Origin of the sequence: Flavobacterium sp. KBS0721, assembly GCF_002007065.3 — a bacterium.
Taxonomy (GTDB): domain Bacteria; phylum Bacteroidota; class Bacteroidia; order Flavobacteriales; family Flavobacteriaceae; genus Flavobacterium; species Flavobacterium piscis.
The window spans coordinates 270985-287732 of sequence record NZ_CP042170.1; the positions used below are offsets into that span (position 1 = coordinate 270985).

10 protein-coding genes are annotated in these 16748 nt (G+C 33.2%); 2 read left to right on the plus strand and 8 right to left on the minus strand.

The features are described from left to right. Nucleotides 1-281: 281 nt before the first annotated feature. Nucleotides 282-905 (minus strand): HmuY family protein, encoded by a 624-nt coding sequence (locus tag B0M43_RS01320; protein ID WP_078005912.1) that lies wholly within the window; start codon nucleotides 903-905, stop codon nucleotides 282-284. Nucleotides 906-932: 27 nt separating this feature from the next. After that, nucleotides 933-2999: a TonB-dependent siderophore receptor gene (locus tag B0M43_RS01325; protein WP_078005913.1), complete on the minus strand. Its 2067-nt coding sequence runs from the start codon at nucleotides 2997-2999 to the stop codon at nucleotides 933-935. Nucleotides 3000-3104: 105 nt separating this feature from the next. On the opposite strand from B0M43_RS01325, the gene B0M43_RS01330 reads away from it, so the two are divergent. Then, nucleotides 3105-4007: a DUF6607 family protein gene (locus B0M43_RS01330; protein WP_065450952.1), complete on the plus strand. Its 903-nt coding sequence runs from the start codon at nucleotides 3105-3107 to the stop codon at nucleotides 4005-4007. A 97-nt stretch (nucleotides 4008-4104) separates the two neighbouring features. Here B0M43_RS01330 and B0M43_RS01335 read toward each other — a convergent pair whose 3' ends face one another. From B0M43_RS01335 to argS, 3 genes are all read right to left on the minus strand, one after another. Beyond that, nucleotides 4105-5577 carry a RagB/SusD family nutrient uptake outer membrane protein gene (locus tag B0M43_RS01335; protein ID WP_078005914.1) on the minus strand — a complete coding sequence of 491 codons (1473 nt, stop codon included), beginning with the start codon at nucleotides 5575-5577 and terminating at the stop codon, nucleotides 4105-4107. A gap of 4 nt (nucleotides 5578-5581) precedes the next feature. Further along, the gene (locus B0M43_RS01340) at nucleotides 5582-8749 is read right to left on the minus strand and encodes a TonB-dependent receptor (protein ID WP_078005915.1); all 3168 of its coding nucleotides are present in this window, start codon (nucleotides 8747-8749) and stop codon (nucleotides 5582-5584) included. Nucleotides 8750-9326: 577 nt separating this feature from the next. Beyond that, on the minus strand, nucleotides 9327-11105 hold the full coding sequence (argS, locus tag B0M43_RS01345; RefSeq protein ID WP_078005916.1) for an arginine--tRNA ligase: 1779 nt from the start codon (nucleotides 11103-11105) through the stop codon (nucleotides 9327-9329). Between the two features lie 321 nt (nucleotides 11106-11426). Between argS and B0M43_RS01350 the strand changes: the two genes are divergently transcribed. Beyond that, nucleotides 11427-13841: a TonB-dependent receptor domain-containing protein gene (locus B0M43_RS01350; protein WP_078006171.1), complete on the plus strand. Its 2415-nt coding sequence runs from the start codon at nucleotides 11427-11429 to the stop codon at nucleotides 13839-13841. A gap of 91 nt (nucleotides 13842-13932) precedes the next feature. Here the strand turns inward: B0M43_RS01350 and B0M43_RS01355 are convergent, their stop codons facing one another. The 3 genes from B0M43_RS01355 to B0M43_RS01365 all read right to left on the minus strand — a co-directional run bounded on the left by B0M43_RS01355 (nucleotide 13933) and on the right by B0M43_RS01365 (nucleotide 16536). Continuing rightward, nucleotides 13933-14604: a copper homeostasis protein CutC gene (locus B0M43_RS01355; RefSeq protein WP_078005917.1), complete on the minus strand. Its 672-nt coding sequence runs from the start codon at nucleotides 14602-14604 to the stop codon at nucleotides 13933-13935. Nucleotides 14605-14793: 189 nt separating this feature from the next. Then, nucleotides 14794-15117, minus strand: coding sequence for a GIY-YIG nuclease family protein (locus tag B0M43_RS01360; protein ID WP_078006172.1), 324 nt, complete (start codon nucleotides 15115-15117; stop codon nucleotides 14794-14796). A gap of 411 nt (nucleotides 15118-15528) precedes the next feature. Beyond that, entirely contained in the window at nucleotides 15529-16536 is a 1008-nt protein-coding gene (locus tag B0M43_RS01365; protein ID WP_065450948.1) for a 3-oxoacyl-ACP synthase III family protein, read from the minus strand. Nucleotides 16537-16748: the final 212 nt, after the last annotated feature.

Genomic DNA, 16748 nt, shown 5'->3' on the forward strand with positions numbered 1-16748 from the left:
ATAAAAAAGTATGCGCAAAGATAGAATTAAACATTAATTTACGAATTATTTTTAACATTAAAATAAAACAAAAAAAGAGGCTAGATGAATCTAACCTCTTTATCAAAAAAAAATAAAAAAAACAAAGCTAATGATTAACTAAATTTTAATGTATTGTATCATATAATATTGACTTTCAAAGCTTAAAAATACAATCATCATTCCGCCTAAAATCAGCGTGAATAATTTATTTTCATTACGAAACTAGTGCCAGAAGTATATTATTCCTCTTGAATATTTTCTTAGAATGTTGTAGTGCTATTAGCCTGGTATGCAAAATTGAAAGTATAATATCTTGATGCAGATTCTGCCGTTGGAGTTGCAGGTGCTCCTTTGTAGTAACTTAAAATTTCAAATTTTGCGTATTTGCCATCATGAGTTTTCACTACAAAAACTTTCCCTGCAATAGGAGAAATTATAGTGTTTGCATAATTATACCATCCTTGTCCGCTTACTGCAGGAATTGAGTAAACTGTAGCTGCATCTTGTTTAAAAGTAGATGCTGCAGGAAATGCTGTTACAGCTCCAAAAGCATTAGAAACAATACTAATAGCTCCTGACCCTGTTCTTGCCGGTTCACCTGCGTCATCGACATTAACTTTTGCTCCACCATTTACAATAATAAACGTTCCACGAAAAGCGACATCCCATTTATCACCAGTAACAACTTTGTTTTCAGAAAAACTGAATTTTGTATAATCACCAGTGATAGGTTGTCCTTGACCACCTGATTGTGGTGCATAAAGATCCTTAACTGGTGTTGTCACAACTACTTCAGGAGTTGTATCCTTATCATCATCACTGCTACAAGATGCAGTAAAAAGCACTAGTGCTAAAAGCGAAAGTTTTAAGAAATTTGTTTTCATAGTAATGGTATTTAAATTATTGTTGATTTAGAAATTGTATTGAATTCGTGCATAAAGCTGCCTTCCTGCCAAACTCGGAATTTGACCTGGGTCTGTGTAATCAAATAAATTATTAGCTCCGGCCTGAAGCATGAATTTATCCATAATATCTTTTGAGGCTGATAAATTTGCTATAAAATAATCTCCTATAAAATTGTCGTATTTGTCGAGAATTCCATTTCCGTTGGTATCAAACAATCCGTATTTGCTTCGATAAAGAACACGCAAGTTGATGTCTGTTTTAAGTGACGGAATGGTATAAGCAAATTTAATATTGGCCGTATGTTTTGATCTGTTGTATAATCCGAAATAATCTGATTTATTAATTTTAACGGTTTGTAAATCAGAATTACGGATGTATTGATGCTCTTCAAAATTATCAACAACCGATTTATCTTTAGCAGTCAAATATTGGTATCCAAGCGAAACTGAAAAGTCTTTCGTAAAATCATAAGCAGAATTAAACTCTAAACCATAAGTAAAAACTTTACTGTAATTGAAGTAGCTAAAAATGTTTTGTCCATTTTTTTTGGTAGCAACAACACCCGTATCAATTAAATCGCTTATCGAATTGTAGAAAGCGTTTAGTTCTATTTTAAGTTTGTTTTTTTTATAATAGCCTCCAAAATTATAATTGATCGAACTTTCCGGTTTCAACGGTTCATCAAAATTGATTCCAGCTACTCTTGACGAAAGCAAATCCTGGCTTGCAAATTCATCTAATCGGGCTTCGGCAACATTATATCCCAAAACAGTATAGCCTACCGATGGATTTGTAAAATCGAAATATAACTGACGGAAATCCGGTGCTTTATAACCATATCCTACTGAACCTTTTAGAGAAAAACTGTTATTAAATTTATAGTTTGCCGCTAATTTCGGGCTTAATTGCGATGCATATTCGCTATGATTATCATATCTGAATCCGGCAAGAATATTTAGTTTTTCTGTGGGATTATAGTCATATTGCAGATAAAAATATTGTGAATTAAACTTGACATTATTAGCAAAATAGGTACGATCTAAAGTCTCATAATTTAATCCTGCCCCTGCTGTTAATTTATCATTATTTATAGACCAAGTTGTCCTTATTTCCGGTCGAACAAGCCACTGATTATAGTATGTTTTTTCAAAAAGTACATTATCCGGATCATTCAAAAAAGAATCATTCTTATAATTGGTAGCATACAATTCATATTCCCAGTTTAATCTGGGGTTCCATCTGTGTTCTAATTTAATTTGCGAATTCCATTCATTTTCTTTTGCATCACCTCTATATCTTTCAGATTCAATTATAGCTTTGTTATCTATCTTTTGATTAAAAAAACGATTGCTAACGGTAAGCTTCAGATTATCTGAAAAATCATAGTATATTTTGGGCTGAATTGTGGTATTATGAAATTTTTCAACATTTTGCAACCATGTGTTTTTATCCAGATCAAAACCGTCAGTCGAGTAAAAATTGGCAAATAAGTTTGCTCCAAATTTTTTCTTTTTCCAAAGTAAATTAGAATTAGCATCATTGGTATTAAATGTACCATATCGATAAGAAAGATTACCTGAAAACATATCTTTTCTAGGTCTTTTTGTAATTACATTAATCACTCCACCCATTGCTTCTGAACCATATAAAGCTGATGATGCTCCTTTTACAATTTCAATTCTTTCTATATTTCCAACAGAAATTCTCGATAAGTCCAAAACTCCTGAGCTTCTTCCCACAAGAGGAAGTCCATCAATAAGAATCATGGTATAAGCTGCGTCTAAACCCTGAATCTGAACACCTTCAAATCCGCTTTCATCCGGAATTAAAATAATTCCTGTTTGCTCGTTTAAAATTTCATTTAATCTTGTAACGCCCGATTTTATAATTGTTTCAGACGTAATTACTGTCATAGGTAACGGCAAAGACGAAAGTACTCTTTCAGTTCTTGTGGCTGTTGTAACCGTAACTTCAGACAATTCATTTGTTTGAACACTATCTTTTTGCATTTCCTGTCCAACAGAAATCTGAGAAAAAAGGACAACCGCAAAAAGCATCAATTTTGTTTTCATTATTTTTATTCAGTCTTAATAATGACGCAAATATATGAACTATTTTTATTTGTTCTAAATAAAATACATATATTTGCGAAAATTAAAAAACCAAAAAAATAAATTATGATTTCAAAAAGCCTCTATTTTTCAGCCGTTATGGCTTTGACTTGTAGCCTTGGTTTCAGTCAGGATAAAAAGCAACAAGACATTAAATCAATCAAATCTATGTGTGGTTGTTATGAAGTGAAATTTAATTTTACAGAAACTTTTCAATACCCTAAAGATTCTCTTACTTATAAGCCTTCTCAAACTAAACATGAATCTGCTTTAGAGTGGGTAGAGTTGTTAGAAGACACTCCTAATAAAATTGTAATGCAACACTTATTAATAGTAAGTGACGATATGATCATTAAACACTGGAGACAAGATTGGTTATATGAAAACACAGATTTATATTCTTTTGATAAAGCAAGTTCGTGGAAATATAAAAAACTGGACAAAAAAGCCGTAAAAGGTCAATGGACTCAAAAAGTGTATCAGGTAGATGATAGCCCTAGATATGAAGGATCCTCTACATGGGTACATGTAGACGGAAAGGACTACTGGGCAAACGTTGCTGATGCTCCGCTACCTAGAAGAGAGCAAACAAAACGTAATGACTATAATGTTTTAAAAAGAAGAAACATTCACGAAATTACTGCTACAGGATGGAATCATGAACAAGACAATGACAAATTGATTCGCGATGACAGCGGAAAAGATGTTTTGTTAGCACAGGAAAAAGGTATGGATGTTTACACTAAAGTAGCAGATAGTAAATGTATCGCCGGACAAAAATGGTGGGTAGCAAATAATGCTCTTTGGAAAAATGTTCGTGACAAATGGCAAACTCTTTTTGACAGACATAAAGACTTAAACTTAGAAGCTAAAGTAGACAGGAAAGCGCTTTATTCTCTTTTGTTCGATTTAAAACCAACTGCTACAAAAGCAGAATCTGATGCCATCATCGACAAATTTGTAAAATAAAAAATATTTGTGTTAGTTATAAAAAAGCCGATAGTTTTAGGACTATCGGCTTTTTTTGTCAAGACTTAAAAAAATGAAACTCTTTGCAATTCATTACTTAAAGTTCGTTTTGTTTTATGAGTGGATTAGCGTTAATCTCTGCTACTGGAATAAGCCATTGCCATCTTTTATCTGTTGGAGGGACATTCATAACTCCATTTGTAAGACCTGAATCGTGATTTGCCCCTGTTCTGTCCAAGGGAGCATTTGTTCTTTTCAAATCAAAAAATCTAAATCCTTCTCCCCATAATTCTATTCTTCTTTGGATCAATATTTCATCTATTAATGCTTGTCCAGTATTGGTAGACAATACATATTTTGGATCTCTGCTACTTTCAAAATCAAAAAGTATTGACGCGGCATCTGATTGCCCTAATCTCGCTTTTGCTTCTGCTTCTATAAGATACATTTCGGCTGCACGCATATAAGGAACATCACATCTACTATCGCCCGTACCAATAGCCAGGAATTTTTGACTTGTATAAGGAAATTTTGCAAAAGCAGATCCTAAAGCAAGACCTGGATGGCTTCCGTCTTTACTAAAAATAGTAGAACGAACATCTGTTTCCGGAATCATATTGTACAATTTACTATTTATTGCTTTTGGACAGGAACGTATAACTGTTGAGCTAAAGTTTCTGGACATATAAGCTCCAAAGTTTCCAAAATATAGCGTTTGCACTTCATTAATGTGACTACCCCACATCCATTCTTTATTATTGTAATCGTTAAAACCAGCGGCATAATCTGCAATAGACATTAAGCTTATTCCTGATCTGGCCTTATTTGCATAGTCGGCCGCAATTTCCCAGTTTCCCTGAGTTAAGGCTACTCGGGCTTTTAATCCCTGAGCTACTTTTAGATTTAGATGAGAATTGTTTGGTTTATCATAGCCAATTAATAAAATATTAGCTTCATCTAAATCTTTATTGATTTGAGCATAAACCTCTTCTACAGTAGATCTTGGAAAAGCTTCATTGCCAACATTCAAAATAATTGGCACTCCCAATTGTGAATTTGTTTCTCCATTTACATATCTTTTACCATACAACTGTACTAATTGAAAATGACAAAATGCACGGTATAACAATGCCTGTCCTTTTACAATATTTTTATCAGCTGTTGTACCGATAGCAGCATCAGTTGCATTTATTATTGTATTTGCATTTCGGACAATTCTATAATAGGTTCTGTAAGGAAAACGCACATCAACTGAATTTTCATTATTTAATCCACTCCAATTATATACTGTCAAAAACCAACCGTTTGTAATTGGAAAAACAACATCATCACCTACAATATCTGTTTGCTGCATTAAACCGCCCAAACCTCCCTGACTTTGATCTTCGTACTGAAGATATAAAGATCTATGGATCCCGTTTAACAAAGTCATTAAGTTCTCTGTTGTTTTTGTTGCTCCATCATAGTCAACAAACTCTGTTGGTTTTTTATCCAAAAAATCATCTGAACAAGATCCTAAGACAGCTATTGAGAGTATAAAAAATACTAATTTTATATAAGTTGATTTCATTTTCTTAAAAATTTAAATTAACACCTAACGTAATTACTCTTGAAGGAATATATCTGTTTTGAGTAGTACCATTAAATGTTTGGGTTGGATCCATTCCCTGACGTTTGGTAAATAACATGAGGTTTTCGCCATTTACATAAATCGTAGCATTATCGATTTCTAATTTCGAAATTAAATCAGAAGGTAATTTATAAGAAAGATTAATTTGTCTTAGTGATAAATAATCAGATCCTATTAACCATCTGTCCGAAGCGGCATTTGATTGGGGACTTCTGGTAACATCTAATCTTGGAACGTCTGTAATATCACCTGGCTTTTGCCATCTGTTTAAAATATCTGTGCTAAAAGCTGAACCGTAATTATTACCGGATTGCATTAAAGCTGAATAGTTTGTATCATACATCAAGCCTCCTATTTGGTAAGAGAACATAACATCCAACTGAAGTCCTTTATACTTAACTGTACTGCCAAAAGTTCCGAATAAATCTGGTATCGCAGAACCTGCATAGTGATAAAGTGCTTTGTTTTGATCTGTTGTTGCATTCACTCCATTTATAACTCGTGCACTAGTATCATTTTTAACCATTTTTTCAGGATCAGCAACATATAATGCATAACCGTCTGCAGGATCTACCCCATACCAATCTCTTAACCAGTAATCATAGATAGATTGACCTACAGCCAATTTTTTGGTGCCATCAATAATCTCTTTCTGTGGCAATTTGGTAATTTCATTTTTAATAGTTGAAGCATTTACATTTAAACTCCACGAGAAATCATTTGTTTTGAGAACAATACCGTCTAAAGCAATCTCAAAACCTTTATTCACCATCGAGCCAATATTTTCTACTCTATAATCTAAACCTGAAGATAATGCATTTGGCACTTGAAAAATAAGCCCATCTGTATTTCTATTATAATACTCAAGACTTCCTTTAAGTCTGTTTTTAAACAATCCAAATTCTACTGCCATATCTTTTTGAGTATTAACTTCCCACTTCAAATCAGGTGCTGCTGAAGCATATGTTACCACCCCGCCTTCACTACCATTATCATTACCTAAACTATAAGTGGTTTTTCCCACATAATAGTTTAAACCTTTTGTTACTGTACCATCTTCATCTCTATCGGAAGCTATATGAGAATCATTTCCAACTTCCCCTATCGAAGCCCTTAGTTTTAAATCATTAATCCAAGAATTTTCAGCTAGGAAATTTTCTCTAGAAATTACCCATGCCCCTCCAAATGACCAAAAATTTCCCCATTTATTATCTTTAGAAAATTTGGAAGACCCATCTCTACGAAATGATGCCGAAAAAATATATTTATCCATATAATCATATCCTACTCTTGAAAAATAAGATTCTGTCGAATAATTTCTCGTTTTACTTTCTAAAGTAGTAGTTGTTGCGTAATTAATAAATTCAATAATATCCGGAGAAACCTGACCTGTCTTCACCCCTGTAGTCCAATTTCTTTCATAATCAAAACTCTCATGACCAAACAATGCAGTAATAGAATGATTTCCTGTTTTTTTAGAATAATTTAATAATTGGTTATAGGTGATACCTGTAAATATCCTATCCTCTTTCGCCATTAATCCAGTAGGCGATCCATCTCCTATAAGGGTATTATATGAATATGTTCTATTAGAATAAGTCTTATCAATAGAAGCGTTAGTGGTAAATTTGAAATCTTTTAAAAAACTTATTTCAAAAAAAGTTCGTCCTGAAAGAGCCAGCCCTTTTTTAACATCTGTATTATTTAGTGTTTCATATACCACATTTCTTCCGTTAGCGGCTCCAGATCCTCTTGTGGTTGAATATACTTTATTACCAGAAGCATCTAATTTATAATCACCATTTACTTCATGATCAAAAATAGGATAAATTGGCCCCATCGTTCTCATTATCACAAAAGGATTGTTGAACGCACTTGTGTTAGCAACCCCATCAGTTCCCAATTTAGAATTAGTTACGGTTCCCGACAAATTCACACCTGTTTTAAACCAGTCATTTAAACTTGTATTTAAATTTAATCGTCCTGTTGTTCTTTCAAAACCAGATTTCTGAATGTATCCTTCCTCTGCTAAATGTCCGAGTGACGCAAAATAATTTGATCTGTCTGATTTTCCCTGATAAGAGAAATCTATATTTTTACGAACACCTGCTCTCTCCAATTGTTTTTCCCAGTTTAAATCTTCAGGATATAACAATTGTGCATTAGGATTTAATTTTCCGTCAGTTCCTACAACAGTTCCTACAGGAACATTAAAGGGATTTGTTACCAACACTGTACCTACTCTTCCTGACGCATAAATATTAGCTGCAGCAATGTCTGCCGGCGTAGTCATAGGGCGACTATTTCTTATAGCTTCCCATTCTAATGGATAATATTGATAAGCATCTACTCTATCATAATCTTTAATAGATCTTGAGGTCATACCAGTACTTACATTCAATGAAAATTTATCTTTTTCTGACTTTCCGGTTTTAGTTGTAATTATAATTACACCATTTGCGGCTTTTGAACCATAAAGTGATGTCGAAGAGGCATCTTTTAGAACCGTCAAGCTTTCAATATCACTCGAATTTAAATTGCTAATATCTCCAGCATAAGGAACTCCATCTACAATATATAAGGGAGTATTTGATCCGTTGATTGAACTGAATCCGCGAATTCTAATTTCTGGTGCCGATCCTGGTTGTCCAGCGGAACTTTGAACCTGAACTCCGGAAGTACTTCCTTCTAAAACAGACAACGCATTTGTTAAAGGTCTATTTTCTAGTTGTTCTGATTTAATTTGTGTTGCTGATCCCGTGTAAGATGATTTCTTTGCCTTACCATAAGCCACCACAACAACCTCATCTAACTCTTTTCCTATCTCTTTCATCTTAGCATTTACTACAGAAGAGGTGCCCACAGTAATAGTAACATCCTGCATACCTACATAGGAAAATAAAAGAACGTCTCCGGTTTTTGCTTTGATTGAGTATTTCCCATCAAAATCGGTCTGTACGCCATTCTTTGTTCCTTTAACGATAACATTTATTCCCGGTACCGGTCCAGACACATCTGACACAGTTCCCGAAATAACACGCTGTTGTGCAAAAAACAACTGAGAACTCAGTACAACAATCAGTAGTAAAAACCCTTTAATTTTTTGTTTCATTGTTTATATTTTGAAATTATTTTGGCGCAACTTATTAAATTAATATAACTTTAACAAGATTTTTAATTCTTTTAACATAATTAAAAGTAATCTATTTACTACTTTTAATAAATTTTGAGGTATTAAGCAATTGGTATTATAGCGCTTAAGAAAAAAAGCAGCAGTAATTAGAAGAATTACTGTAAAAAATTAGAATCTTACAAAAAGCTAAAAAATTCGCTAAGTATATCATCTCTTATCATTATTATCCTTCATAAAGATTAAAAAAGGACAAAAAAAAACCGTCCAAAAATCAATTTCAGACGGTGATCCTTTATCATTTTTACTAAATAGGGTACTAATTCAAAATAGTTAAAAACAAATAATAGGAAATATTTTTAAGATAACATCATCAAGTATTAGAACTGTCGATTAAATTAAGAATGCTTATTTTTTAATTTTAAAAACATTAAAAATTACTTCCGCAAAATAAATAAGGAATTTTCTTTCAAAAAAGAACAATAGGACATATTACTAACAATAAAAGCCAATAGTTTTACAACTATTGGCTTTTTACGCATTTTAATGTTTAAGATATTTACATTCTTTCAGGAACTTCAATTCCTAATAAGGTAAATGCTGATTTTATAACTTCGGCTACTTTTTGCGAAAGCTGCACTCTGAATATTTTTTTAGTCAAATCTACTTCTCCTAATATATGCACTGATTGATAAAATGAATTGTATTCTTTTACCAAATCATAGGTATAATTGGCAATCAAAGCAGGACTATGATTTTGAGCTGCATTTTGAATTACTTCAGGGAAAAGTTCGATTTGTTTTACCAATTCTTTTTCTTTTTCGTGTAATTCCTGGGTATTGGTTGCGGCAGAAAAATCAAAATCGGCTTTACGAATTATTGACTGGATTCTGGCATATGTATATTGAATAAACGGTCCTGTATTTCCGGCAAAATCAACAGATTCTTCAGGATTAAACAAAATACGTTTTTTAGGATCTACTTTTAATATGTAATATTTTAAGGCACCAAGACCAATTGTTTTGTACAATTTCGCTTTTTCCTCGGCAGAATAACTATCTAATTTTCCTAAATCTTCTGAAATTTGCTGCGCTGTATCTGTCATATCCTGCATCAAATCATCTGCATCTACAACAGTTCCTTCACGGCTTTTCATTTTTCCTGAAGGTAAATCAACCATTCCGTATGATAAGTGATATAAGCTTGAAGCCCAATCAAAACCAAGTTTTTTCAAGATTAAGAACAAAACTTTAAAGTGATAATCCTGTTCGTTACCAACGGTATAAACCATTCCGCCCACATCTGGCATATCTTTTACACGCTGGATTGCAGTACCAATATCCTGCGTCATATAAACAGCAGTTCCGTCAGAACGTAAAACAATTTTACGATCCAGACCTTCATCTGTCAAATCAATCCAAACAGAACCGTCAGAATCTTTTTCGAAAACACCACTATCAAGGCCTATCTGAACAACATCTTTTCCTAATAGATACGTATTACTTTCATAATAATATTTATCGAAATTAACTCCAAGATTGGTGTAAGTTGTAGCAAAACCGTCATAAACCCATTGGTTCATCATTTTCCAAAGTGAAATAACTTTTTCATCACCAGATTCCCATTTTTTAAGCATTTCCTGTGCTTCAATAATAATTGGAGCTTGTTTTTTTGCTTCTTCTTCGGTTTTGCCGGTTTCTATTAATTGTGAAATCTCTGCTTTATACGCCTTATCAAACTCCACATAATATTTACCAACTAACTTATCTCCTTTTAAGTTTGAACTTTCCGGAGTTTCTCCATTTCCAAATTTTTCCCAGGCCAGCATTGATTTGCAAATATGAATTCCGCGATCGTTGATAATTTGAGTTTTGTATACTTTTTTACCTGACGCTTTTATAATTTCGGCTACGGAATATCCTAACAAATTGTTACGAACATGACCTAAGTGTAAAGGTTTGTTAGTATTTGGCGAAGAATATTCGACCATAATGGCTTTGTCCTCCGGATTAGGAGTAACATATCCAAATTTTTGATTGTCTTTTATTTCATTAAAGAAATTCAAATAATAACTATCTGCAATTACAATATTCAAAAAACCGGAAACAACGTTAAAACGCGCTACTTCAGAAAGATTTTCGACTAAATAATTCCCAATTTTATTTCCTAATTCTACAGGATTGCTTTTGATCACTTTTAGTAAAGGAAAAATTACCATTGTAATATCGCCCTCAAACTCTTTTCGGGTAGTTTGAAATTCAATTTTATCAACAGTAACATCAAATAATGCTTGTATTGCTTTTTGTATAGAAGGGGTAAGAATTTGTGATAATGACATGTAAACTTATTTTTAAAGTGAGCAAAGATACTGCTTATTCATCAATTACAGAAAATGAAAAACATATAAAATAGTATAAAACACTTAGAATTTCCTAAAAAGCGTTTTATTATGATTGTTAAAATTATCAAAAAATTAAAATGCTAATCTATTAAAAAACAGAGGATCTTAAAAAAAACAAAATATTTTTAATTTTTCCTGTAACATATCGATGATAAAAGAGTCTTAATAGGAACTTTGAATTCGTTTGAAGCAAAAAATCTAAAAAAACAAAAAACAAATCATCATCATCAATCAAATCAAAATAATCATTACATCATTATGAAATTAAAATTCTTTCTGTTTGCATTACTGGGGGTAATTGCAACAACACAAGCCCAGAACACGGGAACAGTGTCCGGGAAAATTACCGAAAAATCGAATAACGCACCTATTTCTTACGCCACAGTTTCAATCAAAGACAACGGAAAAGTAGTTACGGGAGTAAATACAGATGATAATGGAAGCTTTTCGATTAAAAACTTAGCTTTAAAAAGTTATACGATCGAGATTCAGTACATTGGATTTAGAAAATACGTTGGGTCTGTAATTTTGAGTGACAGTAAAAAGTCAGCTACAATTAATGCTGCTCTTGAAGAAGAAGCAACTCAGTTAAAAGGTGTAAATATTGTAAGCGACCGTTCGACAATTGAACAAAAAATTGACCGAAAAGTAATTACTGTTGGAAAAGATTTGACAACTGCCGGAGCTTCTGCTTCTGACATCATGAACAATATTCCATCTGTAAATGTAGATCAGGACGGAAAACTTTCACTTCGTGGAAACGATAATGTTCGTGTATTAATTGACGGTAGACCATCAAACATTGATCCCGCTCAATTATTAAAACAAATTCCATCAACTTCGATCAAAAAAATTGAATTAATCACCAATCCAAGTGCGAAGTACAATCCTGAAGGAATGTCGGGAATTATTAATATCGTTTTGCATAAAAATGCCAATACTGGCTTTAACGGAAGTTACAGTGGCGGAATCACTTTTGGTGAAACGGCTAAATACAACCAGTCTTTGAATCTGAATTATAAAACCGGAAAAGTAAATTTCTTTGGTAACGTAGGTCAGAATTTTGGAACTTATTTTAATGAAGGTCACATCAACAGATTAGATCAGGACATTACTCAAAATTTAGACATTAAAAACGATAACGATTCTTACTTGTATAAAATTGGAATGGATTATTTAATTGATGATCATAATACTTTATCATTTTATACCAACCAAAATAAATCTAACGGAAAAGGATTTGTAGACACCAACATTGATTACAATAATGTAGCTGATTCTGATTTACTGAATGTTTTTCAAAAATCTAAATATACAGGTCCGGATCAGGTTGGGACTTACAACTTAGCATACAAACACATCTTTAAAAAAGAAGGTCATACTTTGGATGTTGAAGGAAATTATAGTGACAATAAAGAAACACAATACGCTTCTTTTGATACTCAGTCGACAAAACTTGACAATACTAAAAATAGCGTAATTTATGATGATTATATCAGAGGTACCCGTAAATTAAGTACTTTGAATGTTGATTACATAAATCCGTTAAACGAGAAAACGACTCTTGAAGCAGGTGCCGAAGCCAGAATTACTAAAACAGATAACTATTATACGACAGGAAATGCATTGGCAGAAATCCCAGTTTCTAATTATACTTATGATACTGATATTTACTCCGCTTATGTAACTTTTGGTCAGAAATATAAAAAATTCAGTTACCAATTAGGAGCTCGTTTCGAAAGCTATAAAGTAGCGGCCAATTTAAATAATGGTTTCAAAAAATTTGATGATGATTATATTACTTTATATCCATCAGCTTATTTCACATATAATTTAAATGAGAAAAACACATTGCAATTTAGCTATAGCCGTCGTGTAGATCGCCCTAGTTTAGAGCAGACAAAACCTATTCGTGAATTTTCTACTCCGTTGGTAACTTCATTAGGAAATGAAGCACTAAGACCTCAGTTTACAAATTCTGTGGAAGTGAATTATACTAAAACATTTGAAAAAGGAAGTTTTACGACAGGCGTTTTCTATAGAAGCATTAATGACCAAATCAGTAGAATTTTATATCCGGACGATACAGATCCAAGTGGTAACAAACAGATCATGACTTTTACCAATTATGATCATAATACTTCTTACGGTTTCGAAGTTTCTTTCAATTATAAGATAACAAAATGGTGGGACATCTCTCCATCTATCGATTTCTCAAGTATCAATCAGCAAGGAGTTGTGTTTTTATATGATCCGGCAACAAAAATTAGTAACCCTATTGAAAGAAAAGTTACCGTTGCGGCATTCAACGGTCGTATGAACTCAAACTTCAAAGTTAATAAGCGTTTAAGCTTTTTATTATTCGGATTTTACAGAGGTGCTGTTGATGGATTGCAAAATAACAACCATGAAATGTACAAAATGGACATAGGTTCGCGTTATACATTGTTAGACAGCAAGATGAACATTAGTTTACGTTTTAATGACGTATTCAATACTATGAAATATGCTTTTGATACGATGTATCCTTATCCTCAGGCAGGACAATTTACATGGGAAAGCCAAACCGTTTATTTAGGGTTAACCTATAATTTTGGTGGAGCAAAAATCAAAAATCTTGAACGTAAACAAAGAGAAGACAACACTAATAAAGGTGGTGGCGGAATGTTTTAATCCCACTTTTAGTAGTAGATTTTAATAGTTCTTGTAGAAAAGAAAAGCCTGGAGTTTGCCAACTTCAGGCTTTTCTTATTTTATATATTGCTTATAAAAAATTCCGCAATTCTTTTATCTCTTCCGGATTTGCTGTTTCAGAATTATCTGTAATGGCTGACGAATGATAAAAAGTAGGTTCTAATTTTTCCTGTAACAATTTAATATTCGAAGATCGTAAACCTCCGCCGGGCATAATCTCAATTCGGTCTTTTGCAAGTTTCTGAATCATTTCTAAATCATCGATTCCTTCTTCAACACTTGTTGCGTGACCAGAAGTTAAGATGGTTTTAAAACCACAATCAATAACATCTTCAAGGGCTTGTTCTATCGAATTGACATGATCAAAAGCACGATGAAAAGTACAGGAAAGCGGACTTGCCAAATTGACTAATTCCTGATTTTGCTTTTTATTGACACTTCCGTCAGGATTAAGAATTCCAAAAACAAAACCGTCAACACTTAATTTTTTCAAGTGTTTTATATCCTGCTTCATTTCTACAAATTCTTCATCAGTATATACAAAATCTCGACCGCGAGGCCTTATGATAACATGCATTTTAATCGATAATTTTTCTCGAACTCTTACCGCCAAAACAGCATTGGGCGTTGTTCCGCCAAGTTGCATATTTTCGCATAGCTCAATTCGATCTGCACCACTTTCCTCTGCAATTAATGCCGATTCGTAATTGAAGCACGCTATTTCCAGTTGATTTTTTTTCATTTTGATTAAAAAGAGGTTTTATCATTTCTCACTTAACAAAAATATTAATTAAAAATCAAAATCGCATACTCAAAGTAAAAAGCTAGCCAATTGGAACGTGGGCTTAGACTCCGCTCAGCCTGACAAAAGAGTATTAAATTACTTGTAAGTACATTTGTCATCCTGAGCGAAGTCGAAGGCTAGTTGATACTAAACATCTTTTTTATTATAATATTTATGAGAAGTTTCATTTAAACATTCTGAAAGATTTTTTAAGTCTTCCCATCTATCATTTATTATCGCTTCTTTCTTTTTTCTACTCCATCCTTTCACTTGCTTTTCAAATGCAATAGCTTGATTAATATCATTAAATTCGGTGCAAAAAACTAATTTCAAAGGTCTTTTACTATATGTATAGCTTTCTTTATTTAAACCAAAATGGTGTTCATTTAATCTCCTCTCTACATCATTCGTAACTCCTGTGTAATAACTGTCATCAGAACATTTTAATATATAAACATAATATCTTTTCATCTTATTTGATTTCAAAAACATATAAAAGTAAGAAAATCATTTCAAAATAAAATATTCTTTATATTCAAATGTCACCCTGAGCAAAGTAGAAGGACCCTCTCATTGGAACGCGGGCTTCGACTCCGCTCAGCCTGACAATCGTCATTCATCAAAATCTCTTTGCTAATCAAGTGTCACCCTGAGCGAAGTCGAAGGGTGCTCCCAATAGCAACGGGTCTTCGACTTCGCTCAGACTGACAATCGTCATTCATCAAAATCTCTTTGCTAATCAACTGTCACCCTGAGCGAAGTCGAAGGGCGCCTCAATGGGAACAAGGGCTTCGACTTCGCTCAGCCTGACAAATGAATGTGTATAAAAAAACCTGCTCTAAAAAAGAGCAGGTTTTAAAATATAATGCAAGATGAATTAATTTACCATTTAATAATAGCGCTTGCCCAAGTGAAACCACTACCAAAAGCGGCTAAAACCACTGTATCTCCTGATTTGATTTTTCCTTGTTCCCACGCCTCTGTCAAAGCAATCGGAATTGAAGCTGCAGTTGTATTACCGTATTTCTGGATATTATTATGCACCTGATCATCCGTCAATTTGAATTTGTTTTGAATGAATTGTGAAATTCTCAAATTCGCCTGATGCGGGATCAACATGTCAATATCCGAAACTTGTAAACCGTTTGCCTCTAAACCTTCATTAATTACTTCGGCAAAACGAACTACTGCATTTTTAAATACAAATTGTCCGTTCATATACGGATAATAACTTTCGTCATTTGGGTCATTATCTGCCAAAATATCGGTTACCCAACGCGCTCCCATTCCAGGTGCCTGCAAAGCTAATTCCTCTGCGTGCTGTCCTTCTGAATGCAAGTGAGTAGATAAAATTCCTTTTGTCAGATCTTCTTCACGACTTAAAACCGCTGCTCCTGCTCCATCTCCAAAAATTACCGAAACTCCACGGCCGCGGGTTGTCATATCTAATCCTGTAGAATGTACCTCAGAACCAATCACCAAAATATTTTTATACATTCCGGTTTTAATATACTGGTCTGCAACAGAAATAGCATAAACAAAACCAGAACATTGATTCCTAACATCTAATGCTCCTACTGTACGTAATCCTAAATCACGTTGCACTAAAACTCCTGGACCTGGAAAATAGTAATCAGGACTTAATGTAGCAAAAACTACAAAATCAATATCTTCTTTGGCTACGCCAGAACGTTCTATCGCAATTTTAGCTGCTTTTACTCCCATTGAAGTTGTGGTATCTTCTCCACGAATGATATGTCTGCGTTCCTGAATTCCCGTGCGCTCCTGAATCCACTCATCATTGGTATCAATAATCTTAGACAAATCATCATTGGTCACAACATTTGAAGGAACATAATATCCTAAGCCCGCTATTTTTGAGTGATACATATTGTTTTATTATTTATTAAAAAATTCGATTGCAAATTTAAGTATACTTTAAATCATTAGCGTACAAATTAGTGTTTTTTTCGTAATTGGCAATTTAATATACTTCAATTATAAATTCAATTGAAGCTATTTCGATCACGAAAAAACAGTTTTCATACCAAAACACTGAAAAGTATGAAAAATAACGTATAAAATGTAACAAGTTTAAAGTA

Coding starts and splice junctions, on each gene's coding strand:
- B0M43_RS01320 (WP_078005912.1), bottom strand. CDS start 905: ATGAAAACAAATTTCTTAAAACTTTCGCTTTTAGCACTAGTGCTTTTT.
- B0M43_RS01325 (WP_078005913.1), bottom strand. CDS start 2,999: ATGAAAACAAAATTGATGCTTTTTGCGGTTGTCCTTTTTTCTCAGATT.
- B0M43_RS01330 (WP_065450952.1), top strand. CDS start 3,105: ATGATTTCAAAAAGCCTCTATTTTTCAGCCGTTATGGCTTTGACTTGT.
- B0M43_RS01335 (WP_078005914.1), bottom strand. CDS start 5,577: ATGAAATCAACTTATATAAAATTAGTATTTTTTATACTCTCAATAGCT.
- B0M43_RS01340 (WP_078005915.1), bottom strand. CDS start 8,749: ATGAAACAAAAAATTAAAGGGTTTTTACTACTGATTGTTGTACTGAGT.
- argS (WP_078005916.1), bottom strand. CDS start 11,105: ATGTCATTATCACAAATTCTTACCCCTTCTATACAAAAAGCAATACAA.
- B0M43_RS01350 (WP_078006171.1), top strand. CDS start 11,427: ATGAAATTAAAATTCTTTCTGTTTGCATTACTGGGGGTAATTGCAACA.
- B0M43_RS01355 (WP_078005917.1), bottom strand. CDS start 14,604: ATGAAAAAAAATCAACTGGAAATAGCGTGCTTCAATTACGAATCGGCA.
- B0M43_RS01360 (WP_078006172.1), bottom strand. CDS start 15,117: ATGAAAAGATATTATGTTTATATATTAAAATGTTCTGATGACAGTTAT.
- B0M43_RS01365 (WP_065450948.1), bottom strand. CDS start 16,536: ATGTATCACTCAAAAATAGCGGGCTTAGGATATTATGTTCCTTCAAAT.